This is a genomic window from Duganella sp. GW822-FHT06D06 (genome assembly GCF_058799615.1).
Window position 1 is genome coordinate 230580 of the sequence record NZ_JBXALQ010000005.1, and the last position, 22380, is coordinate 252959.

Genomic DNA, 22380 nt, shown 5'->3' on the forward strand with positions numbered 1-22380 from the left:
TCATGCTGCTCTGGCTCGCACAATATTTTCAGCAGGACCTCGGGCCACTCCGGGTCTTCAACTTCATCACCTTCCGCGCGGTGTTCGCCACCGCGACCGCGCTGCTGATCGGCCTGTCGGCCGGTCCGGCCGTGATCCGCAAGCTGACCGCCATGAAGTACGGCCAGGCCGTGCGCACCGACGGTCCGCAGACCCACCTGAAAAAACACGGCACCCCGACCATGGGCGGCGTGCTGCTGCTGATCTCGATCGGCGTCTCGACGCTGCTGTGGTGCGACCTGTCCAACCGCTTCATCTGGCCGGTGCTGGTCGTCACGCTGGGTTTCGGCGCGGTCGGTTGGGTCGACGACTACCGCAAGGTGGTGCGCCAGGACCCGGAAGGCATGCGCTCGGCGGAAAAATACTTCTGGCAGTCGCTGGTCGGCATCGGCGCCGCGCTGTACCTGGCGTTCTCGGTGTCCGCGCCCAACGCCGGCCAGGTGTTCGAGCTGTTCTTCGCCTGGGTGCAGTCGGGTTTCTCGATGGACCTGCCGCCCAAGGCCGACCTGATCGTACCGTTCTTCAAGACCATCAGCTATCCGCTGGGCGTGTGGGGCTTCATCGCCTTGACCTACTGCGTCATCGTCGGCACCAGCAACGCCGTCAACTTCACCGACGGCCTGGATGGCCTGGCCATCATGCCGACGATCATGGTCGGCTCGGCGCTCGGCCTGTTCGCCTACCTGACCGGCCACGCCACGTATTCGAAGTACCTGTTCATCCCGCACATTCCCGGCGCCGGTGAATTGATCATCTTCTGCGGCGCGCTGGCCGGCGCCGGCCTGGCCTTCCTGTGGTTTAACACCCACCCGGCCCAGGTGTTCATGGGCGACGTCGGCGCACTGGCGCTGGGCGGCGCGCTGGGCACCCTCGCCGTCATCGTGCGCCAGGAAATCGTCCTGTTCATCATGGGCGGCATCTTCGTCGCCGAGACGGTGTCGGTGATTATCCAGGTGGGCTGGTTCAAGATCACCAAGAAGCGCTACGGCGTCGGCCGCCGCGTGTTCCTGATGGCGCCCTTGCACCACCACTTTGAACAAAAAGGCTGGAAAGAGACCCAGGTCGTCGTGCGCTTCTGGATTATCACGATGATGCTGGTGCTGATCGGTCTCTCTACTTTGAAACTGCGCTGATGATCTACCAAGGCAAAAACGCACTGGTACTGGGACTGGGTGAATCCGGTCTGGCGATGGCGCTGTGGCTCGCCCGCAGCGGCGCGCGCGTGCGCGTGGCCGATACCCGCGAAGCGCCGGAACGCCTGCCCGCGCTGCGCGCCGCCGTGCCGGAAGTGGACTTCGTCGCCGGCCCGTTCGCTTCGGGTTCATTCGATCCTTCGCTGCTGGAAGGCGTGGACTTCGTCGCCGTCAGCCCCGGCCTGGCGCCGTACCGCGAACTGGCCGAAATCGCGCCCGCCGCCGCCGCCGCCGGCGTGCCGGTATGGGGCGAGATCGAACTGTTCGCCCAGGCGCTGGAAGCGCTGGAACATGAACGCGGCTACACGCCCAAGATCATCGCCATCACCGGCACCAACGGCAAGACCACCGTCACCACCCTGGTCGGCCAGCTGTGCGAACGCGCCGGCAAGACCGTGCGCGTGGCCGGCAACATCAGCCCCGCCGCGCTCGACGTGCTGCGCGAAGTGATGGACGCCGCGTCGGGTACCAGCGCGCTGCCCGAAGTGTGGGTGCTGGAGCTGTCGTCCTTCCAACTGCAAACCACCTACACGCTGGAGGCGGACGCCGCCACCGTCTTGAACGTGACCCAGGACCACCTGGACTGGCACGGCGACATGCCGTCCTACGCCGCCGCCAAGCACCGCATCTTCGCGGCCGACACCGTGCGCGTGTTGAACCGCGACGACGCCACCGTGATGCGCATGGCCAGCGCCACCGGCCCCAACGTCACCTTCGGCACCGATGCGCCGACCTTGCGCGACGACCTCGGCCTGAACAGCGAGCGCGGCGTGCTGTGGCTCGCCACCGCCGTGCCGTCGGAAGAAGAGGGCGAACCGAAGAAGCGCAAGAAGAACGATCCGCCGCCGCCGCCGGTCGAGTGCATGGTCAAGAACCTGATGCCGGCCGACGCGCTGCAGATCCGCGGCGTGCACAACGCCGCCAACGCGCTGGCCGCGCTGGCGCTGTGCCGCGCCATCGAGCTGCCGTTGGCGCCGCTGCTGCACGGCCTGCGCGAGTATCGCGGCCAGCCGCACCGCGTGGAACTGGTCGGCGCCATCAACGAGGTTGAATACTACGACGACAGCAAGGGCACCAACGTCGGCGCCACCGTGGCCGCGTTGAACGGCTTGGGCAAGGCCTTCGCCGGCGCCAGCCAGCGCCTGCTGGTGATCATGGGCGGCGACGGCAAGGGCCAGGACTTCACGCCGCTGGCCGAACCGGTATCGCGCTACGTGCGCGCCGTGCTGCTGATCGGCCGCGACGCGCCGCGGATCCGCGCCGCGCTGGAAGCGTCGGCGGACCTGGGCTACGAGATCGAAGACTGCGGCACCGACCTGCCGCAAGCCGTCAAGCGCGCCAGCGAACTGGCGCAAGCCGGCGACGCCGTGCTGCTGTCGCCGGCCTGCGCCAGCATGGACATGTTCAAGAACTACGCGCATCGCGCCCAGGTGTTCATCGACACCGTGCGCGAGATCGCCCTCGATGCCGGACAGGAGCTCTGATGGCTTTCCAGATGCCGTTCCGCTTTGCTGACAAGTCGACGCCGCCGTCGATGGACAGCCGCGCGCGGCAATCGAAGATGATGGAATACGACCAGCCGCTGGTCTGGGTCACGCTGCTGTTGATGCTGCTCGGGATGGTGATGGTGTATTCGGCCTCGATCTCGCTGCCGGATTCGCCCAAGTTCGCCAACTACGCGCGCTGGCAGAACACCTATTTCGTGCAACGGCAGGCGATGTTCATCGGCGTCTCGCTGCTGGCCGGCCTGTTCGTGTTCCGCGTCCGCATCTGCGACCTGCAAAAGGCCGCGCCCTACCTGTTCATCGGCACGCTGGTGCTGCTGGTGATGGTGCTGATCCCCGGCCTCGGCGTGGTGGTCAACGGCGGCCGCCGCTGGCTCTCGCTCAAGGTATTCAACATCCAGCCGTCGGAGCTGATGAAAGTGGTGGCCGTGCTGTACGCCGCCGACTACACGGTGCGCAAGCAGGAATACATGCACAAGCTGACCAAGGGCTTCCTGCCGATGGCGGCGGCGGTCGGCTGCGTCGGCCTGTTGCTGCTGCTCGAACCCGATCTGGGCGCCTTCGGCGTGATCGTCTGCATCGCCATGGGCATCCTGTTCCTGGGCGGGATCAACGCCATCTGGTTCGGCGGCATCGGCGTGGTGCTGGTGGCGATCTTCGGCTCCATCATCGCGCTGTCGAAATTCCGCCGCGAGCGCTACTTCGCCTACCTCAATCCGTGGGAAGAAGACAATGCGCTGAACAAGGCCTACCAGCTGACCCACTCGCTGATCGCTTTCGGGCGCGGCGAGATTTTTGGCGTTGGCCTGGGCGGCAGCGTGGAAAAGCTGCACTACCTGCCGGAAGCGCATACCGACTTCCTGCTGGCGGTGATCGGCGAAGAACTCGGCCTGGCCGGCGTGCTGGTGGTGATCGCCATGTTCTACTGGCTGATCAAGCGCGCCTTCGACATCGGCCGCCAGGCCATCGCCATCGACCAGACCTTCGCCGGCCTGACGGCCAAGGGCATCGGCATCTGGATCGGCGTGCAGACGTTTATCAATATGGGTGTCAACCTTGGCCTGCTGCCGACCAAGGGCTTGACCTTGCCGCTGATGAGCTATGGCGGCACGGGTGTGGTAATCAACTGCGTCGGACTCGCGATCCTGCTCCGGATCGACTACGAGAACCGGGTCCTGATGCGTGGTGGCAGACTATGAAACGATTGATGATCATGGCGGCCGGCACCGGCGGTCACATTTTCCCCGGCCTGGCGATCGCGCAGACGCTGCGCGCGCGCGGCTGGGAAGTGACCTGGCTGGGCACCGCCGCCGGCATGGAGCAGGAGCTGGTGCCCAAGCACGGTATCCCGATGGACAGCATCGACTTCACCGGCATGCGCGGCAAGGGCTTGAAGCACTCGCTGGGCGGTGCGCTGAAGATGGTCAAGGCCTTCGCCGCCTGCTTCGGCTATATCGGCAACCGCAAGCCGGACGTGGTGCTGGGCATGGGCGGCTACGTCACCGTGCCGGGCGGCCTGATGGCGCGCCTGCGCGGCGTGCCGCTGGTGCTGGTCAATGCCGACGCCGCGCTGCTGCTGTCGAATAAAACCCTGGTGCCGTTCGCCGAGCGGGTGTGCTTCGGCTTCCCGGCCAACTTCGGCAAGGCCGCCAGCAAGGCCGTCGTCACCGGCAACCCGGTGCGCAGGGAAATCCTGGACATGTCCGCGCCGGACCTGCGTTTCTTCGGCCGCGAAGGTCCGCTGCGTATCCTGGTGGTGGGCGGCAGCCTGGGCGCCAGGGCGCTGAACGACAACCTGCCGGCCGCGCTGGCGCTGATCCCGGCCGCGCAGCGTCCGCAGGTGACGCACCAGTCGGGCAAGAAGAACATCGATGCGCTGCGCGCCGCGTACGCGCAGGCGGGGGTGGAAGCGAACGTGGTCGACTTCATCGACGACATGGCCGCCGCCTACAGCCACGCCGACGTGGTGGTCTGCCGCGCCGGCGCCATCACGCTGTCGGAACTGACCGCCGCCGGCGTGGCCAGCGTGCTGGTGCCGCTGGTCGCATCGACCACCAGCCACCAGCGCGACAACGCGCAGTGGATGGCGAAACAGAACGCGGCGATACACATGCCGCAATCGGAAATGAGCGCGCAGAGTGTCGCGACGCTGTTGGAAACGCTGACCCGCGGCGCCTGCCTGACCATGGCGACGGCGGCGCGCAGTGTCGGCAAACGCGATGCGAACGACGCTATCGCACAGGTATTGGAACAACTAACATGAAGCACAAAGTACAGAACATTCACTTCGTCGGCATCGGCGGCAGCGGCATGAGCGGCATCGCCGAAGTGCTGCTGACGCTCGGCTACACCGTGTCCGGCTCGGACCTGGGCAGCAACGCCGTCACGCAACGCCTGGCCGGCATGGGCGCCACGGTCTATCAAGGCCATGCCGCCGACAACATCGGCATGGCCGACGCCGTCGTCACCTCGACCGCCGTCCAGCAGGACAACCCGGAAGTGGTGGCTGCGCGCAGTCGCAAGATTCCCATCGTTCCGCGCGCCGTGATGCTGGGCGAGTTGATGCGCCTCAAGCGCGGCATCGCCATCGCCGGCACGCACGGCAAGACCACCACCACCAGCCTGGTCGCATCGGTGCTGGCGCAGGGCGGCCTGGATCCGACCTTCGTCATCGGCGGCCGCCTGACCGCCGCCGGCGCCAACGCCAAGCTGGGCACCGGCGAATACCTGGTGGCCGAAGCCGACGAATCGGACGCCTCGTTCCTGAACCTGACGCCGATGATCGAAGTCATCACGAACATCGACGCCGACCACATGGAAACCTACGAGCACGATTTCGAAAAGCTCAAGCAGGCCTTCGTCAGCTTCACGCACCGCCTGCCGTTCTACGGCCGCGCCATGCTGTGCATCGACGACCAGCATGTACGGGCCATCCTGCCGCAGGTGACCAAGCCGGTGACCACCTACGGCTTCCACGAGGACGCCGAAGTGCGCGCCGTGAACGCCCGCGCGGTCGGCGTCGAGATGCACTTCACCGTGATCCAGGAAGGCTATCCCGACCTGGACGTGGTGCTGAACCAGCCCGGCCTGCACAACGTGCAGAACGCCTGCTCGGCCATCGCCATCGCGCGCGAGATCGGCATCGAAGACAAGGACACCCAGGCCGGCCTGGCCGCCTTCGCCGGCGTCGGCCGCCGCTTCACCAAATACGGCGAGGTGGCGATTCCAGGCGACGGCGCCAAGGCGGGGACCTTCACGCTGGTGGACGACTTCGGCCACCACCCGCTGGAAATGGACGTGACCACCGCCGCCGCGCGCGCCGCCTATCCCGGCCGCCGCCTGGTGCTGGCCTTCCAGCCGCACCGCTACAGCCGCACGCGCGACCTGTTTGAAGACTTCGTCAAAGTGCTGGGCACCGTCGACGTGCTGGTGCTGGCCGAAGTCTACGCCGCCGGCGAAGCGCCGATCGTGGCCGCCGACGGCCGCGCGCTGGCGCATGCGCTGCGCGCACGCGGCAAGACCGAACCGATATTTGTAGAGGCGATCGGCGATATGCCGGAAACCATCATGAGCGTGGTGCGCGACGGCGACGTCGTCATGACCATGGGCGCAGGCTCGATCAGCGGCGTCCCCGCCAAACTGACTAACTATCCAAAGGTCTGAAAGTGAATCACCTTACTCCTATTGACGCAAAAGCATACGGCAAGGTCGGCGTGCTGTACGGCGGCCGTTCCGCCGAGCGCGAAGTCTCCATCATGTCCGGCAACGGCGTGCTGGCGGCCCTGCAAAGCAAGGGCATCGACGCCCACCTGTTCGACACCGGCGTGCGCACGCTGGCCGAACTGGCCGCCGAAAAATTCGACCGCGTGTTCATCGCGCTGCACGGCCGCTTCGGCGAAGACGGCAGCCTGCAGGGCGCGCTGGAACTGCTGGGCATTCCATACACCGGCAGCGGCGTGATGGCCAGCTCGGTGGGCATGGACAAGATCACCACCAAGATCGTCTGGCTGGCCGCCGGCCTGCCGACGCCGCGCTACGCGGTGCTCAGTGCGGCCGCCGTCGCCGGCGCCGACCTGGACGCGGTAGCGGCCGACCTGGGCCTGCCGCTGATCGTCAAGCCGCCGCATGAAGGTTCGACCATCGGCATCACCAAGGTCAGCGCCGCCGGGGAATTCAAGGCCGCTTTCGATATCGCCGCCGCGCTGGACGATTCCGTGCTGGCCGAGGAATTCGTCACCGGCCGCGAGTTCACGGTCGCCATGCTCGGTTCCGGCGCCACCGCGCGGCCGCTGCCGGTGGTGGAGATCGTGGCGCCGCAAGGCAATTACGATTACCAGAACAAGTACTTCACCGACGACACCCAGTATTTCTGCCCGGCCGCGCTGCCGGAAGCCTTGACGCGGGAGATGCAGCGCCTGGCCGTGCTGGCCTACCGCGCCATCGGCTGCGAGGGCTGGGGACGGGTCGACTTCCTGCTGCGCGAGAGCGACCAGAAGCCCTTCCTGCTGGAGGTGAACACGTCGCCGGGCATGACCGGCCACTCGCTGGTGCCGATGGCGGCGCGCGCGGAAGGCATCAGCTATGAAGACTTGTGCGTGGAAATCCTGCGCACCGCGCGCTTGAAAATGAAGGGTTGAGCAACACGATGTGGCAAGACGCTAAAGCCTTGAATGCGACCGCCAGCGGCATTTTCGCCTTGACGTTGTTGGCATCCATCGCCGCAGGCGTGTGGTGGGTGGCGCAGCGGCCGATGTTCACGCTGCGCACCATCCGTATCGAGACGATCGGGCAGGACGAGTTAAGGCATGTGAATCACCTGACGCTGCGTAACAACGCGCTGGGCCGCATCAAGGGTAACTTCTTCACGACGAATCTGGATGCGGTGCGCCAGGCGTTCGAATCGGTGCCCTGGGTGCGCCGCGCAACGGTGCGCCGCGAATGGCCGGACCAGCTGATCGTGGCGCTGGAAGAGCATGAGGCGCTGGGCACCTGGGGCGAGGACGGACGGTTGTTGTCGACCAAGGGCGAGTCGTTCACCGCCAACCTGGCCGAGGCGGAAGAGGACCATGTGCTGCCGGAGTTCGACGGACCGGAGGGCAGCGAGAAGGAAGTGCTGTCGCGTTACGACGAGCTGCGCACCTGGTTCGCGCCGCTCAAGCTGGTGCCGGAGTCGTTGTCGCTGTCGGGGCGCTATGCATGGACGGTGCGGCTGAATAACGGCATGAGCGTGGCGCTGGGGCGGGAACAGACCAGCACCACGTTGAAGGAAAGGGTGGACCGCCTGATGGGAATTTATCCGCAGCTGGTGGAGCACTTGCAGAACATCGAGACCATCGATATGCGTTACCAGAATGGGCTGGCACTGAGTGCGACGGGATTGAAGATTCCGGCCGAGGGAGCCAAGCCAAAACCGATCGTGAAGAAAAAAATACAGTAGGCAGAGATAAATGACTAAAGACGCTAAAAACCTGATCGTTGGCCTCGACATCGGCACCTCGAAAGTGGTGGCCGTGGTGGCCGAGGTGATGGGCGATGGACGCCACGAGGTGATCGGGCTGGGCCAGCACGAATCGAAAGGCCTGAAGAAGGGCGTGGTGGTCAACATCGAAGCGACCGTCGAATCGATCCAGCGCGCGCTGGAAGAAGCGGAGCTGATGGCCGATTGCAAGATCCGCAATGTCTACGCCGGCATCGCGGGCAGCCATATCCGCAGCTTCAATTCCAGCGGCATGGTGGCCATCAAGGACAAGGAAGTGACGGCCACCGACGTGGCGCGCGTCATCGAAACGGCAAAGGCGGTTAACATACCGACCGACCAGCAGCTGCTGCACACGGTTCCGCAGGAATTCATCGTCGACAGCCAGGAAGACGTGCGCGAACCGATCGGCATGAGCGGCATCCGGCTGGAAGTCAAAGTCCACATCGTCACCGGCGCCGTCTCGGCGGTGCAGAACATCGTCAAGTGCGTGCGTCGCTGCGGCCTTGAAGTGTCCGACCTGATACTGCAGCCGATGGCTTCGGCCGACGCCGTGCTGACGCCGGACGAGAAGGAACTGGGCGTGGTGTTGATCGACATCGGCGGCGGCACCACCGACGTCGCCGTGTTCTCGGACGGCGCGATCCGCCACACCGCCGTGATCCCGATCGCCGGCGACCAGATCACCAACGACATCGCGATGGCGCTGCGCACCCCGACCTCGGAAGCGGAAGAGATCAAGATCCGCTATGGCGTGGCCAAGCAGGTGCTGGCCGATCCGGGCGAATCGCTGGAAGTGCCGGGCCTGGGCGACCGCGGTCCGCGCAACCTGTCGCGCCAGGCGCTGGCCGCCGTGATCGAGCCGCGCGTCGAAGAGCTGTTCGCCATGGTGCACCAGGTGGTGCGCGAGTCGGGCTACGAAGGCGTGCTGTCCTCGGGCATCGTGCTGACCGGCGGCACCGCGATCATGCCGGGCATGGTCGAGATGGCGGAAGACATATTCCTCAAACCGGCGCGCCTCGGCACGCCGGACTACCGTGGCCAGCTGGCCGACGTGGTGCGCAGTCCGCGCTACGCGACCGTGCTCGGCCTGTTGTTGGAAGCGAAAAAGCAGTACCTGCGTGGCCATATCGTTACGCGTCAGGATGGCTCGGTGAAGGCAGTATGGCAGCGCATGAAAGAATGGTTCCTCGGGAATTTTTAAACGCTTTTGTAGTACGAAACACACTAAACTTTTTATATTAAAACCGCAGTTTTCAATCCCCAGTTCTTCTAACGATATGAGGACTGGCGCTTGAAAACCGCATTCTGATAGGAGTCACATCATGGAGTTTGATATGGTCGATAACGCAGCTTTGGGCACCGTCATCAAGGTCGTCGGAGTCGGCGGCGCAGGTGGCAATGCAGTTCAACACATGATCAACAAGGGCATGTCCGGCGTCGAATTCATCGCCGCGAATACCGATGCGCAGGCGCTGTCGACCTCCAAGGCCGACAACGTGATCCAGATCGGCGAGACCGGCCTGGGCGCCGGCATGAAGCCCGACGTCGGCCGCAAGCTGGCCGAGGAATCGCGCTCGCGCATCGAAGACGCGCTGCGCGGCGCGCACATGGTGTTCATCGCCGCCGGCATGGGCGGCGGCACCGGCACCGGCGCCGCACCGATCGTGGCGGAAATCGCCAAGTCGCTGGGCGCGCTGACCGTGGCCGTGGTGTCGAAGCCGTTCTCGCACGAAGGCCAGAAGTGCATGGACATCGCCGACGAAGGCCTGGAGCAGCTGTCGGCCCACGTCGACTCGCTGATCGTGATCCTGAACGAGAAGCTGGAAGAGATCTACGAAGACGAATCGCTGATCGACTGGCTGCAGCACGCCGACGACGTGCTCAACAACGCGGTCGCCGGTATCGCCGAGATCATCAACGTGCCGGGCCACATCAACGTCGACTTCAACGACGTCAAGACCATCATGGGCGAGCAGGGCAAGGCCATGATGGGCACCGCGACCGCGTCCGGCGTCGACCGCGCGCGCATCGCCGCCGAGCAGGCCGTGGCGTCGCCGCTGCTGGACGGCGTCGACCTGTCGGGCGCCCGTGGCGTGCTGGTCAACGTGACCGCGTCGCGTGGCCTGAAGGGTAAGGAGATCAAGGAAGTCATGGCCGCCGTGCGCGCCTTCGCCGCGCCGGACGCGTCGATCGCCCAGGGTATCGCCTACGACGACAACATGGGCGACGACATCCGCGTCACCGTGGTGGCCACCGGCCTGGGCAAGGCCAAGAAGCACGTGCAGCTGGTTCCCCAGCAGATGCTGCGCACCGGCACCCACAACAGCCCGATGATGCCATCGGCTGCCCTGGGCGGCGGCGCGGCGTCGTCGTCGGTGTCGATGGGCGCCACCAGCGGCATGGGCGGCGGCGCGTCGCCGGCCTTCGACGGCATGAAGGCGCCGGCCGTCTGGCGTCGCGAATCGGCTTCCGAGCAGGTGCGCGCGATGGAAAAGAACGGCATGGAAACGTACGACATTCCCGCCTTCCTGCGCAAGCAGGCGGATTAAGGCATACTGCTCGCTCTAAGCCGGTGAAAGCCGCGCCTTGGCGCGGCTTTTTTACGTTAAACATTTTATAAAAGGAGTCATTCATGACCATCAAGATTGGCGACACCCTGCCGGAAGGCACCCTGTCCGAATTCATCGAAACCGAAACCGAAGGTTGCTCGCTGGGCCCGAACACGTTCAACGTACAAGACCTGGTCAAGGGCAAGAAGATCGCGATCTTCGGCCTGCCAGGCGCCTACACCCCGACCTGCTCGGCACAGCACGTGCCAGGCTACGTCAAGCACGCCGCCGACCTGAAAGCCAAGGGCGTCGACGAAATCTGGTGCATCTCGGTCAATGACGCCTTCGTCATGGGCGCGTGGGGCCGCGACCAGAAAGCCACCGGCACCGTCCGCATGATGGCCGACGGCAACGCCGCCTACTCCAAGGCCCTGGGCCTGGACGCCGACTTCAGCAAGTTCGGCATGGGCACCCGCTCGCAGCGCTACTCGCTGCTGGTTGAGAACGGCGTCGTGACCCAGCTGAACATCGAACAAGGCGGCAAGTTCGAAGTCTCGAACGCCGAAACGTTACTCGGCCAGTTGTAATACTTTCGTTTAGTCCCACAATTCAAAAAGCCGTTTCTCTTGTCGAGAACGGCTTTTTTTCATTTACCTTTCTACCCGCAAATTCTGTATTTTTTCCAAGACTGAAAAGTCAGTAACTTTTGTTTCCCTGATTTTGAGAACAGACAATTTCTTTAAATTTTTCAGCTCTCTAAGACTTGAGATATTAGTGTTGTTTAAATTTAAGTGGGTCAAGTTTGTTAACTCAGAAATTGGGGCCAAATCGGAAATGGATGTCCCACTCAAATCAAGTTCATATAGTTTCGTATTATTTGAAATTTCTGTAAAGTCAATAATTTTTGTCTTACGTAATCTTAAGCGTCGCAACTCCTTCATATTTCTTAATATGGAAAGGTCATCTATAATTGTGTCATTTAAACTAAGGGTCGTTATTTTGTTAAGGTGTTTTAATGGAGAAAAATCACTGATCGGATTATTGTCAGCATAGAATATGCTTAAATTTCTTAAATTTTCAATAATGGATAAATCCGAGACAAAATTATTGTCAAAGCTTAAGACGCGAAGCTCTGTCAAGTTTTTTAACGGCAATAAGGTCTTAATTTTTGCGGAATCAATATAAAGACCGGATAGATTTTTTAATCCCTTTAGTGAAGTTAAACTTGTAATTGGATTGTATGATAAACTAATAAATTGAATTTTCTTTGAACCACTTAGAGATGGTATTTTTTTTAATTCGCAACTATTTATTGATAGATCTTCCAAGTCGTGCAAACCCGATATGTCAATATTATTTACATTTCTGCAGATTGATAATTTCAAAGATAATATATTTGACGAGTTCTTTAACAGATCTTCTGAAATTCTAAATTTCCCCAGATCCAATAATCTTAGATTGCTTAGCTTTTCGATATTTGGGAAATCTTCAAAATTTTCCCCTTCGGCAAAAAGCAGTAATGTTTCCTCATGAGGGGATGCTATTAATTTCTCAATCCCTGTAGATGGTATGTTGTATTTCTCGGAATCTTTCTTTGCTGAATAAAATATGGCGTGTTGGTGCGCAACCAATGCATTTAGTACTACTTGTGTTGATGGGTTTATAAAAGTTTTACATTCTGCAATTGCTGTCGCGGAACACCGGATCGCGACATCATATTGAAATTCTTTGGAAATATATACATGTTTATTTGTAAGAATTTTTGCAGCAAGAGCTGATTTTGATTCGCTGAAATATTTTTGATTGCTTTTATTGAAAACAATTGAGGCTAAATACTCTGCCCATTCTTTATCTCGTTCAGCTGATATTAATTCAAATAAATATATTAAAATTTCCCGCCAAGCTGAGTTATCTGCCCATTTCATTAAATCTGGCCGTGTTACAGAGCCTTCAGATTTACTTGTATTGTGAATAAAGCTTGGGCTTATTATTTTTGCTGCAATATATCTTGCACAAAAATACTCTTGGAAGCTAAGGTGGACAAATGAAAATCGTCCCTCACCTCTGGGCAAAAGCAAACCACTACGCCTTGCTACCCACTTTAAAAATTCCTTGGCGCTAAGCTGAGCCTGAGAAACGCCAGAAACGTTCATGGAAATTTTTAGCCACTCTAGAACTTTTTCTTCTGTAACAATAACGCCTGCCGTCGAGGTTGGGGAACTATTGCTTCTTTGCAATTGCATCTGGAAGCCAACATATGCAATCCAATTCTCTCGTGTTTCCCACCCATATGGGGCAAGAGCATCATCCGATTTTATTTTTCGATGCTGATCTATAGTGTTAATATAAGCATTGGAGATTTCTTTATAAAGCAAGGCCCTACCATCTGGAAGATGAGCTCTTTCTCGATGAACAATAGCCATCAAACTGAGTAAATTTGGGGTGCGCGCAAGCTCCGCAGTAACACTCGATTGCTCCAGGGAGAAAATCAAGTCTTCAGCACGTTCTTTTCCCTCGTTCTCAGAAGCGGTACGTTGTAAGTACCAATTTTCCACAAATGAAGCAATTCTTTTTTTATCAAATGGCATCAAATAGCGGACTTCCGCCCATCGATCAAGTTTTAATTCTTGCCAAGTAATTTGATCATAATGAATTTCTGAAAAGCCACCTGAATTAAATTCTTTTGACACTTTTACTAAATTATTTTCTTTTGTGTTAAGTTTGAAACTTTCTGGAGCTATATGGTCGGCCGATAATAGATCCCCGGATATATTTTCCGAAAGTAAGAAATTCGGTTTATTCACTGGAAGATCGTCATATCCCACTACTCTGCTAGTTGCTAGCACACATGCGCCATCGTCCGAAGCTGCCTGAATCCAAGCTGCTACTCTCTTCCGATGATGCACAGGAATTTCGTCAACACCGTCTAAGATGAGTACGTATTCCTTTTTTGCAATTTTTAGTTTTAAACGATCTACTATCTCATTATTTATTTTTTCACCTAGAAGCCGCTCAGCGACAAAAATAGCCAAGTGAGAAATTCTTACATTTGAATTGAAACAGTGGCTCTCCATTTCCCTAAGCGTGCAAGGTATTGGTAGTTTATTTTCTAGTATCGGAGGAATAGGGGCGATTAGGCCAGACGAAAGTCTCCATGCCAACCAATTGGCTAACGTCGTTTTTCCTGATCCAGGGTCACCTAATAAGACTAGTCGCGAATTTTTGCTAAGTGCATCAAAGAGACTTTCACCCATAGGCCAATTTACTGGATCACTTGATGGATTAACTGGTTCCTCTGATATCAAAGGCTGCACAAATAAACTTTCTATTCTTATAGGTGGAAGATCTCGCATGTTAGGTAATGCCAGAGTATCCACGATACCTCTACGGCGCCTTATCTCACCTAAGTAAGGCCGTAAAATAATGTCTTCCCATAAAGGCACGGAACTAGTTGAGAACTTCTCTATTTCTATATTTTTCATTTTAGCAGCGGTTTAAAATCGTTGGCTAATAATTGGTCCGAATATTTTCTGATTATTGAACCAATCCAGAAATTATCAATATCGCCAGGATTGGGGAACAGATCTTTTAAAATTGGTTGGCTGGTTTCTTCATCGTACCCATCTATTATGTGCAACATAGAAAGGGTAATGGCCCAATCGGGTTTTTCCAAGCCTTTTTCTCCAGTGCAGTAAGTGAGAATTTCATTCCAGAAGTCTGGAGTGAAGTGCCACCTTTCCCATATGTCACGGTGAAATTGATTAATATATGAAGCAATCAATACCCGTACGGCCCAAATTTGCTGATTTGCAAGGCCACTTTTTGGAAATGCAACTTTCTCTGCAAATCTCCCCCATTGATTGGATAATGCCTTTAATCTACGGGGATTGGGTGGTAAGCAAATTACCTTATCTACAGCTTCAAGCAATGCCTGCTTTTCTTCAATGTTATATAACCAAGTGGAAAATAAAAAAATAGAAGATGCCGGTGAGGGAAGGCGATAAATATCGCTGCATATTTTTTCTAAATAATGTGCCGCCCTTAGTTGACTAGATCGTAATTTTGCTTCTTCTGAGTTTCCAGATGCAGCCAAACTTGTTGGTGTAGATATTTCTTCTCGGATGGCATCTACTAATATTCTCTCATTCATGCCGAGTACAAAAACGCATTGTGGTATACTGAGATATATTTTCAACCCCTCTAAGAGCCTTATAGCAGATTTCGGATTGCATCTATCTAAATCATCAATGAATATTACCGCTCTGGAGTTTTTTTCCGGAAGCAAACATTCAATGGTTTGACACAAATGATTTCGGATCGAAGTAGCCGTGGCAGGGATTGAGAAATTATCTCGTTCCCACTGCTCGCCACGTTTCTCAATTTTTTCAACACTAGGAAATGCCTCTGAGCCTATTAGCTTAGCGGCACCACTTAAGTTGTCTAGAACACTATATGCTAAAACTGTTCCTAATTTTTCAAGGCGAGCCCTTACTGAAGCCACTACTCCCATTTGTGAACGCATTTCGTTTAAAAGAGCTACCACCGGTACTGATTCATTTTGATAGCGCCATGCATCAAACCACACTGTAACTACTTCTTTTTGTAAAATATTTCTCCTGCGAGTAGAAAGTGGTGCATGAGTATGTTCTATAGAGCCATCTACAGGCATCTCGCCACCAAGCGCAAATTGCACTTGTCGCATAAAACTCGTTTTCCCGCTACCCCACTCCCCATGTATTCCGAGAACATGGGGCACGGAACAGTTCTTTATTCTGTTCGAAATCCGAGCCACTTCGTCGCCCCAATCAAGTTTGTCCTTTATTGTGGGCAGATCATTGTGCAGTATGGGTTGGCTATCGCTGGGCATGGAATTTTTTTGGTTGTAGATTACAACAATTATCTCACTATCTTACCGAAGCAAAAATGTAAATCACACATGTTTATGACTCCAACATTGCAGTAACGGAACATCTAGGATTCCTGTATGGAAGCAGTTGCTGAGGGTATTGAGTTGCGCTCTATTACGAACGATGTTTTATGATGGTAAATTGCCAACAAATACGGTTTGTTTGATCGGGAGGATGATGAAAATTCTAGCGATTTCCGGCAGCCTGCGGGCCGCCTCCATCAACTCGATGCTGCTGCGCGTGATGGCCGATGTGGCGCCGTCCGGCATCGAGGTGCGGCTCTACCACGGGCTGGGGCAGCTGCCGCTGTTCAACCCGGATATCGCCGAGCCGCCACCGGTGGTGGCCGCCTTGCGCGACGCCTTGCTGGCCGCCGATGCGGTGGTGATCGCCAGCCCCGAATATGCGCACGGCGTGACCGGCGCGATCAAGAACGGCCTCGACTGGATGGTCGGCAACGAGACCTTCATCGACAAGCCGGTGGCGCTGTTGAACGCTTCGCCGCGCGCCACCCATGCCTACGCCTCGCTGCGCGAAACCATTAGCGTGATGTCGGCCCGCGTGGTGGAGGCGGCGTCGATCACCTTGCCGCTGCTGGGCGCCAACCTGAGCGAGGAGGCGATGGGCGCCGATCCGCAAATCTGCGGCATGCTGCGCGCGGCCTTGCTGGCACTGAAGGCCGATCAGTAACCCTGCACGCGCAGGCAGACAGCCAGTTCATCGGCCAGCCGGCGCCGCTGGGCCGCGCCCAGGAAGCGGCCAACCTCGATCTGCCCGCCGTGGTCTTCCAATTGGATCAGGTCACTGTCGCGCCGGGGCGGCAGCAGGCGGGTGGTGCGTGGCTGCAGCCGCAGCTCGCTGCGCTTGCGGCCCCGGCGCTGCGCCACCACGATGACGCCGGGCGATATATCGATACGGTCATAGTCGTCGCGATGGCGCGCGCAGTAGCGCAGGCAGGCCGCCAGCGCCGCCTGTTCCAGCGTGGCGTAGACCAGCACATACCAATAGCCCTGCCACAGGAAGGCCAGCGCCACCAGCGCCGACGGCACGCACAGCGTCGCGAACACCAGCGCCAACTGGCGCTGGGTCAATGTGCAGCGGCGCTCCAACAGCCAGCTGCGCGGTTCCGATGGCATATCGCGCGGCATCGCGTTCTCCCAGGACGTCCGTAAAGTATATCCCGGTTCGCCGGCGCGCCGCCGAGAGGGACGTCAGTAGATGTCGCCGAAATCGTGCTTGGCCTTGAACAGGGTGGAGTCGATCGAGAACGAACAGTCGGCCTGGACGGCGAAGTATTGCAGCGTCTCCTCCGGCGCCGTCGCGAACAGGCTGCGGATCGCCGTCACGCGCTCGGCCGGCGTGCGCATGCGCGCGGTCCACTCGTCGAATTTCATCTCCAGCTTCCAGTCGCTGACGCGCTCGCAGGTGAAGCCGGCGCCCTCCAGCATCGTGCGCCATTCGGAGGGCCGGTAGTCGCGCACGTGCGAGCCGTCGCGCAGCAGCTCGACAGCCTGCAGGGTGGTGTCATGCAGCGGGCTTTCCGGCGCGGTGATGTCGATCACCACCAGCACGCCGTCTTTCTTCAACACCCGCTTCACTTCGCGCAACGCGGCCGGCACGTCCAGCCAGTGATGCGCCGAGAAGCGCGTGACCACCATGCAGAACGAGGCGTCGGCAAACGGCAGGCTGGCCACGTTGCCCTGCTGCGGGATGACGTTGTCCAGCCCGCGCTCGCGGGCGGCGCCGGCCACCACGGCCAGCATTTCCGCCGACAGGTCGAACGCCGTCACCGACTTGGCCACCGGCGCCACGGCGAAGCTGGCGTGGCCGGCGCCGCAGCCCAGGTCCAACACCGTCGGATGCGGCCCCAGCAGGCGGGCCATTTCGCGCAGTGCGGCCAGGTCGGCGCCCTGCGCGTGGACCGTGCTGGTCAGGTAGGCGCTGGCGGTATTGCCGAACTGTTGGGCGACGACGGCTTGCTGTTTCATGTTTTTCTCCAAATTGGGGCGAGTCAGGGCAGAATAGGCGTGTTTTTATCCTGTAACAAGACAAGAACTTATCCTGGTATAAGAACCACCATGCACACCAAACTCGGCGAATTCATCCGCACCCATCGCGAGCGCACCTTGCCCGCCAGCGTAGGCCTGCCCGGCGGCGGACGGCGCCGCACGCCCGGCCTGCGGCGCGAAGAACTGGCGCAGCTGTGCGACGTCAGCCCGACCTGGCTGACGTGGCTGGAGCAGGGCAGGCAGGTGCAGGCGTCCGGCAAGATGCTGGCGCGGCTGGCGGACGTGCTGCGGCTGTCGGCCGCCGAACGCGCCTACCTGTTCAGCCTGGCCGACCGGCTCGATCCGCACCACGACGACGACGGCGGCCACGCGGAGCAAGCGCTGGACGCGCTGGTCGCGGCCATCGATGCCCCGGCCTACATCCTCGACCGGCAATGGAACGCGGTGGCATGGAACCCGCAGGCGGCGCAATTGTTCGCCGGCTGGCTGGCGCCACGTCCGCCACCGCAGTCCCGTCCCAACCTGCTGCGCTATATGTTTGTCAGCCCGGCGGCGCGCGAGCTGATCGTCGACTGGCCGGAGCGTGCCCGGCGATTGGTGGCCGAATTCCGCGCCGACATCGGCCGCCATGCCGGCGAGCAGGCGCTGGCCGGGCTGATCGCCGAACTGTCGGCGTCCAGCGCCACCTTCGCCGAGCTGTGGACCCTGCAGGATGTGGTTGGCAGGGAAGGGGGACTGCGCTGTTTCCGCCATCCGCAGCGGGGCGATCTGGCCTTCAACCAGGTAACGCTGCATCTGGCCAAACGTCACGATCTGAAGCTGGTGCTGCTGCTGCCACGCTGATGCCGCGGCACACACCGCTTGCTCCAGGCCACTGCCGCCGCGACGGCAAACAATGCTACTGGGATTTGGGCTGCGCCAGGGCGTCGTTGATGGCCGCGCACAAGCTGTCGAGGTCGATAGGTTTGGTCAGGTAGCGGAAGAAGCCGGCCGCCATGCCGCTGCGGATCTCGCTGCGCATGGCGTTGGCCGTCAGCGCGATCACGGGAATGTGGGCGGTGCGAGCGTCGGCGGCCAGCGCTTTTTTCGCTTCATGCCCGCTCATGCCCGGCAGGTTGATGTCCATCAGGATCAGGCGGGGCTGCTGGCTGATGGCCAGCGCGATGCCTTGCGGCGCGTCGGTCGCGCTGATCAGCCGCAAGTCGCCGCGAAAGCCGATCGCTTCTTCGATCAACTTCAGGCTGGCAGGATTGTCCTCGATGTACAGGATGGTGGCCGATTCGCCTTGATGTTGGGCGGCGCCGAACGACGCCGCCTCGGCGTCGGCGTCCGTCGGCGCCGGCAACGCTTGCTGTGGCAAGGCCGGCAGTTCGATCCAGAACACGCTGCCGACGCCTACCGTGCTGCTGACGCCCAGCGTGCCGCCCATCAGCTCGACCAGGCGCTTGGTCACGACCAGGCCGATGCCGGTGCCTTCCTCCGCGCCGGCTTCCTGGCCAAGGCGGTTAAAGGGTTGGAACAGCGCTTCCAGCTGTCGCGCATCGAGTCCGGCGCCGGTGTCCTGCACCGAGATGCGCACCAGCTGCGCCGTCGACGTGACGTTGAGCACCACCGCACCGCTCTTGCGGTTGTACTTGATGGCGTTCGACAGCAGGTTCAGGACAATTTGCTTGAGGCGGGTATGATCGGCCAGCACCACCACCGGCTCGGCCGCCGCGTACAACATGCGGATGCCGCGCCGGCTCGCCTGCTCGTCGAGCATCGCCACCAAGTTGGTCAACAGCGGCATCAGTTGCACCGGCTCCAGCGACAAGCTCATGTTGCCCGATTCGATCTTGGCCAAATCGAGGATTTCATCGATCAGGGCCAGCAAGTGTTTGCCGGCGGCAACGATGTTGAGGACGAAGGTGCGCTTTTGCTCCGCGGTCGAGGGCAGCGCGTCATTGGCCAGCAGCTGCGAGAAGCCGAGGATGGCGTTGAGCGGTGTGCGCAATTCGTGCGACATGCTGGTCAGGAAGCGGTCCTTGGCCTGGTTGGCGCGCTCCAGTTGATACTTCTGCTCGTTGAGGGCCTGCTCGATGCGCTTGCGGTCGGTGATGTCGCGGATCGCCGAGGACACCAGCACGCCGTCCTCGGTCTCCAGCGGCGACAGGCTGATCTCGACCGGGAATTCGGTGCCGTCGCGGCGCAAGCCGTGCAGCTCCAGCCCGGCGCCCATTGAACGCGGCCGCGGCTGGCTGACGAAGCCGCTCCGCAGCGTTGGGTGTTGCGCGCCGTAGCGCGCCGGTATCAGCACTTCGATCTTCTTGCCGAGCAGTTCGGCGCGCGGATAGCCAAACAATAGCTCGGTCTGCGAATTGATCAGCACGATCTCGCCGGCCTGATTGACAATGATGATGGCGTCTGGCGCCGATTCGAGCAGGCCGCGGAATTTTTGTTCCGCTTTCTTGCGTTCGCTGACGTCGCGGATCGCGCTGATGACGAAGGTTCCGGCCTCGGTCTGGATCGGCGACAAGCTGATCTCGACCGGGAATTCGGTGCGGTCCTGGCGTACGCCGTGCAGATCCAGACCGGCGCCCATGGTGCGGGGGCGCGGCTGCTCAAAGTAGCGCGTGCGGTGGCCGACGTGCGCGTCGTGGAAACGCTCCGGCAACAGCACCTCGATGCGCTGGCCGACCAGCTCGTCGGACTTGTAGCCGAACAGGCGCTCGGCCTGGGTATTCGCCAGCACGATGGTGCCGGTGAGGTTGGTGACGATGATGCTGTCCGGCGTGGATTCGAACACGCTGCGGAACTTTACTTCCATCAGTTGCGCGTCGCGTGTCGCCTTCAGCTGCGTACGGTCCCTGGTGCTGGAGACGATGTAGCGTACCCGGCCCTTGTCGTCGGGAATCGTGACGCTGGAGGTGTCGATGTAAATCAGGCTGCCGTCTTTTTTCTTGCGCAGCGATTCATAGTCGCAACTGCCGATTTCGTCGAGCTTGCGTCCAATTTCGCGGTCGGCGTCGGCCTGTCCCGGGAGGGAAATCAAAGACCACAGATTGTTGCCGATGGCTTCTTCGGCGACGTAGCCGAAAATGCGCTCTGCGCCTAGGGTCCAGCGCACCACCATACGGTCGCGCGTGGTGACAATCACGCCACCTGGTGCTTCGGTCAAAATTAGCTGGTCCAGATCATCTGGCTTAAGCATAGGGCGGAACCGGTTGTTCGTTCATTAAAAAGCAGTGATTGAACATAGTCAATTTTGTCGAAGCCGTCAACGAACTTGCCATTCGATATCGTTGTAATTCGGTGTGGCGCTGGCGTGCCGGCATGGTGGGTTAGCGTATGCGTCCCACGGAGTGGTCCTTAAACTGGACCACGCAACCGCTTCCCGCATTTGATGTTATAGTTCCAGCATCATTTTTCAGAAATGCTCACGTGCCGATCGAACTCAGTTTCGCAACACCGGTTGCGCTTCCCGCGCAGTCCAGCATCACCGGCCTCTACAAGTCGGTCAACCTGGCCGATGCCTTTGCCATCAGGCTGCCATCCGGCGCCTCCGCCGATCCGGATCTGCTGGCCCGGTTCATTTTTTCGCACCAGCCTGCATGGATCGGGACACTCACCAATCTTCGCGATCTGATTGTTGCCGGCTTTGGTCTGAAGACGGCCAGGCATCTGGCAACGCTGGCCCATGCCGCGAAGGCTGAACGGCTGGGCATCTTCAAGGTCTACAGCACCAACGCAACCGAGGTGGTGGTGGGGGAAGACGACACGCATCTCGATTTCCGCTTGTCGATCCTGTGCAGCGGCGGGCCGGAGGCCGACAGCGGACGCGCATTGACCCTCTCGACGGTGGTCCATTGCCATAATCTGCTGGGGCGGGTCTACATATTCTGCATTGCGCCTTTTCACCGCATGGTGATCAAAGCCAGCCTGCGCCGCGCCGCGCGTATCGGCTGGCCTGCCGCGGCCTAGCGATATCAACGCCCCCGACAAGGGCGCGTACCGGATCTGGAAGGACGGTGCGCTGGCAGGAAAATTCAGGGGCGCGCGGATGGTGGCGGTCTACCGCGAAGACACCGGTGCTGACGCTTGCTGGCGCCAAGGCAACGCTGGCCTTGCCCTCGCCAGCGTCCGGTAATACGAGGACTCCGAACTTCCGCAGTTCAAACTCTAGGCCGTCAATGAACTGTAGTGAATTTTACTGAGAGGAACGTGGGAATGATGATGCGAACAATAGCGGCGCTATGCATGGGAGTTCTGATGACGGCTGCTCAGGGCGCGGCCGCCGCTGCCGAGCCGGCCGGGCACATCATCGGCGTGGGCGGCGTGTTCTTCAAGGCCAAGGACCCGAAGGCGCTGGCGGCCTGGTATCGCGATGTGCTGGGCATGCCGCTGGAAGTGTGGGGCGGCGCGAAATTGCGCTACGACGCCCCCCGGCATCCGCCGGCGCTGATCTGGAGCGCGTTCCCGGCCTCGACGAAATACTTCGCGCCATCGACCAGCGAGTTCATGATCAACTACGCGGTCGACGATATGGACGCCCTGATCGCTCGGCTGGAGGCGAAAGGCGTCGCCATCCTGAAGCGCACCGACGACGACCCGAACGGCCGCTTCGCATGGATACTCGATCCGGAAGCGAACAAGATCGAACTCTGGGAGCCGAAACCCGCAGCTTCGCCCAACAAGCCATAAGATCCGGGCTGGCAAACGA

General features: G+C 59.6%; 19 protein-coding genes. 14 read left to right on the forward strand and 5 right to left on the reverse strand.

The genetic code is table 11. The features are described 5' to 3' along the window. Positions 1–2 precede the first annotated feature (2 nt). The 10 genes from mraY to AC1RMD_RS11795 all read left to right on the forward strand — a co-directional run bounded on the left by mraY (position 3) and on the right by AC1RMD_RS11795 (position 11352). Positions 3–1172, forward strand: coding sequence for a phospho-N-acetylmuramoyl-pentapeptide-transferase (gene mraY, locus AC1RMD_RS11750; protein WP_492926802.1), 1170 nt, complete (start codon positions 3–5; stop codon positions 1170–1172). Beyond that, positions 1172–2716, forward strand: coding sequence for a UDP-N-acetylmuramoyl-L-alanine--D-glutamate ligase (gene murD / locus AC1RMD_RS11755; RefSeq protein WP_492926804.1), 1545 nt, complete (start codon positions 1172–1174; stop codon positions 2714–2716). The genes mraY and murD overlap by 1 nt, the downstream gene beginning before the upstream one ends. Then, positions 2716–3936: a putative lipid II flippase FtsW gene (gene ftsW / locus AC1RMD_RS11760; protein WP_492926806.1), complete on the forward strand. Its 1221-nt coding sequence runs from the start codon at positions 2716–2718 to the stop codon at positions 3934–3936. The genes murD and ftsW overlap by 1 nt, the downstream gene beginning before the upstream one ends. Continuing rightward, entirely contained in the window at positions 3933–5000 is a 1068-nt protein-coding gene (gene murG, locus AC1RMD_RS11765) for an undecaprenyldiphospho-muramoylpentapeptide beta-N-acetylglucosaminyltransferase (RefSeq protein WP_492926808.1), read from the forward strand. The genes ftsW and murG overlap by 4 nt, the downstream gene beginning before the upstream one ends. After that, positions 4997–6400, forward strand: coding sequence for a UDP-N-acetylmuramate--L-alanine ligase (murC, locus tag AC1RMD_RS11770; protein ID WP_492926809.1), 1404 nt, complete (start codon positions 4997–4999; stop codon positions 6398–6400). Before murG ends, murC begins: the two co-directional genes overlap by 4 nt. Before the next feature lie 2 nt (positions 6401–6402). Next, a complete protein-coding gene (locus AC1RMD_RS11775; RefSeq protein WP_492926810.1) occupies positions 6403–7374 on the forward strand; it encodes a D-alanine--D-alanine ligase in 972 nt (323 codons plus the stop codon). Between the two features lie 8 nt (positions 7375–7382). Next, the gene (locus AC1RMD_RS11780; RefSeq protein ID WP_492926811.1) at positions 7383–8174 is read left to right on the forward strand and encodes a cell division protein FtsQ/DivIB; all 792 of its coding nucleotides are present in this window, start codon (positions 7383–7385) and stop codon (positions 8172–8174) included. A 10-nt stretch (positions 8175–8184) separates the two neighbouring features. Then, a complete protein-coding gene (gene ftsA / locus AC1RMD_RS11785; protein ID WP_020705070.1) occupies positions 8185–9417 on the forward strand; it encodes a cell division protein FtsA in 1233 nt (410 codons plus the stop codon). A gap of 121 nt (positions 9418–9538) precedes the next feature. Beyond that, a complete protein-coding gene (ftsZ, locus tag AC1RMD_RS11790) occupies positions 9539–10765 on the forward strand; it encodes a cell division protein FtsZ (protein ID WP_020705071.1) in 1227 nt (408 codons plus the stop codon). Between the two features lie 83 nt (positions 10766–10848). Then, complete coding sequence (locus AC1RMD_RS11795; RefSeq protein ID WP_492926812.1) at positions 10849–11352, forward strand: peroxiredoxin; 504 nt, start codon at positions 10849–10851, stop codon at positions 11350–11352. A gap of 63 nt (positions 11353–11415) precedes the next feature. On the opposite strand, the gene AC1RMD_RS11800 is transcribed toward AC1RMD_RS11795, so the two are convergent. Next, a complete protein-coding gene (locus AC1RMD_RS11800) occupies positions 11416–14142 on the reverse strand; it encodes a leucine-rich repeat domain-containing protein (protein ID WP_492926813.1) in 2727 nt (908 codons plus the stop codon). 101 nt (positions 14143–14243) lie between these two features. Continuing rightward, entirely contained in the window at positions 14244–15632 is a 1389-nt protein-coding gene (locus AC1RMD_RS11805; protein ID WP_492926814.1) for a KAP family P-loop NTPase fold protein, read from the reverse strand. Positions 15633–15846: 214 nt separating this feature from the next. Between AC1RMD_RS11805 and AC1RMD_RS11810 the strand changes: the two genes are divergently transcribed. Continuing rightward, positions 15847–16362, forward strand: coding sequence for an NADPH-dependent FMN reductase (locus tag AC1RMD_RS11810; RefSeq protein WP_492926815.1), 516 nt, complete (start codon positions 15847–15849; stop codon positions 16360–16362). Here AC1RMD_RS11810 and AC1RMD_RS11815 read toward each other — a convergent pair. Together AC1RMD_RS11815 and AC1RMD_RS11820 are read right to left on the reverse strand one after the other, a co-directional pair. Continuing rightward, positions 16356–16820, reverse strand: a complete 465-nt coding sequence (locus tag AC1RMD_RS11815; RefSeq protein ID WP_492926816.1) for a DUF2244 domain-containing protein — start codon at positions 16818–16820, stop codon at positions 16356–16358. The genes AC1RMD_RS11810 and AC1RMD_RS11815 overlap by 7 nt on opposite strands. A 63-nt stretch (positions 16821–16883) precedes the next feature. Then, positions 16884–17660: a class I SAM-dependent methyltransferase gene (locus tag AC1RMD_RS11820; RefSeq protein ID WP_492926817.1), complete on the reverse strand. Its 777-nt coding sequence runs from the start codon at positions 17658–17660 to the stop codon at positions 16884–16886. 90 nt (positions 17661–17750) lie between these two features. On the opposite strand from AC1RMD_RS11820, the gene AC1RMD_RS11825 reads away from it, so the two are divergent. After that, the gene (locus tag AC1RMD_RS11825) at positions 17751–18524 is read left to right on the forward strand and encodes a helix-turn-helix transcriptional regulator (protein WP_492926818.1); all 774 of its coding nucleotides are present in this window, start codon (positions 17751–17753) and stop codon (positions 18522–18524) included. A gap of 55 nt (positions 18525–18579) precedes the next feature. On the opposite strand, the gene AC1RMD_RS11830 is transcribed toward AC1RMD_RS11825, so the two are convergent. Continuing rightward, positions 18580–20871, reverse strand: coding sequence for a PAS domain S-box protein (locus tag AC1RMD_RS11830; protein WP_492926819.1), 2292 nt, complete (start codon positions 20869–20871; stop codon positions 18580–18582). A 230-nt stretch (positions 20872–21101) separates the two neighbouring features. Between AC1RMD_RS11830 and AC1RMD_RS11835 the strand changes: the two genes are divergently transcribed. Both AC1RMD_RS11835 and AC1RMD_RS11840 read left to right on the forward strand, forming a co-directional pair. Further along, positions 21102–21641, forward strand: a complete 540-nt coding sequence (locus tag AC1RMD_RS11835; protein ID WP_492926820.1) for a DUF2867 domain-containing protein — start codon at positions 21102–21104, stop codon at positions 21639–21641. A 288-nt stretch (positions 21642–21929) separates the two neighbouring features. After that, complete coding sequence (locus tag AC1RMD_RS11840; RefSeq protein ID WP_492926821.1) at positions 21930–22361, forward strand: VOC family protein; 432 nt, start codon at positions 21930–21932, stop codon at positions 22359–22361. Positions 22362–22380 lie beyond the last annotated feature (19 nt).

Excerpts from the sequence above, each read along its gene's own strand:
- mraY (WP_492926802.1), top strand. The coding sequence starts at position 3 with ATGCTGCTCTGGCTCGCACAATATTTTCAGCAGGACCTCGGGCCACTC.
- murD (WP_492926804.1), top strand. The coding sequence starts at position 1,172 with ATGATCTACCAAGGCAAAAACGCACTGGTACTGGGACTGGGTGAATCC.
- ftsW (WP_492926806.1), top strand. The coding sequence starts at position 2,716 with ATGGCTTTCCAGATGCCGTTCCGCTTTGCTGACAAGTCGACGCCGCCG.
- murG (WP_492926808.1), top strand. The coding sequence starts at position 3,933 with ATGAAACGATTGATGATCATGGCGGCCGGCACCGGCGGTCACATTTTC.
- murC (WP_492926809.1), top strand. The coding sequence starts at position 4,997 with ATGAAGCACAAAGTACAGAACATTCACTTCGTCGGCATCGGCGGCAGC.
- AC1RMD_RS11780 (WP_492926811.1), top strand. The coding sequence starts at position 7,383 with ATGTGGCAAGACGCTAAAGCCTTGAATGCGACCGCCAGCGGCATTTTC.
- ftsA (WP_020705070.1), top strand. The coding sequence starts at position 8,185 with ATGACTAAAGACGCTAAAAACCTGATCGTTGGCCTCGACATCGGCACC.
- ftsZ (WP_020705071.1), top strand. The coding sequence starts at position 9,539 with ATGGAGTTTGATATGGTCGATAACGCAGCTTTGGGCACCGTCATCAAG.
- AC1RMD_RS11795 (WP_492926812.1), top strand. The coding sequence starts at position 10,849 with ATGACCATCAAGATTGGCGACACCCTGCCGGAAGGCACCCTGTCCGAA.
- AC1RMD_RS11805 (WP_492926814.1), bottom strand. The coding sequence starts at position 15,632 with ATGCCCAGCGATAGCCAACCCATACTGCACAATGATCTGCCCACAATA.
- AC1RMD_RS11810 (WP_492926815.1), top strand. The coding sequence starts at position 15,847 with ATGATGAAAATTCTAGCGATTTCCGGCAGCCTGCGGGCCGCCTCCATC.
- AC1RMD_RS11815 (WP_492926816.1), bottom strand. The coding sequence starts at position 16,820 with ATGCCGCGCGATATGCCATCGGAACCGCGCAGCTGGCTGTTGGAGCGC.
- AC1RMD_RS11820 (WP_492926817.1), bottom strand. The coding sequence starts at position 17,660 with ATGAAACAGCAAGCCGTCGTCGCCCAACAGTTCGGCAATACCGCCAGC.
- AC1RMD_RS11825 (WP_492926818.1), top strand. The coding sequence starts at position 17,751 with ATGCACACCAAACTCGGCGAATTCATCCGCACCCATCGCGAGCGCACC.
- AC1RMD_RS11830 (WP_492926819.1), bottom strand. The coding sequence starts at position 20,871 with ATGCTTAAGCCAGATGATCTGGACCAGCTAATTTTGACCGAAGCACCA.
- AC1RMD_RS11840 (WP_492926821.1), top strand. The coding sequence starts at position 21,930 with ATGACGGCTGCTCAGGGCGCGGCCGCCGCTGCCGAGCCGGCCGGGCAC.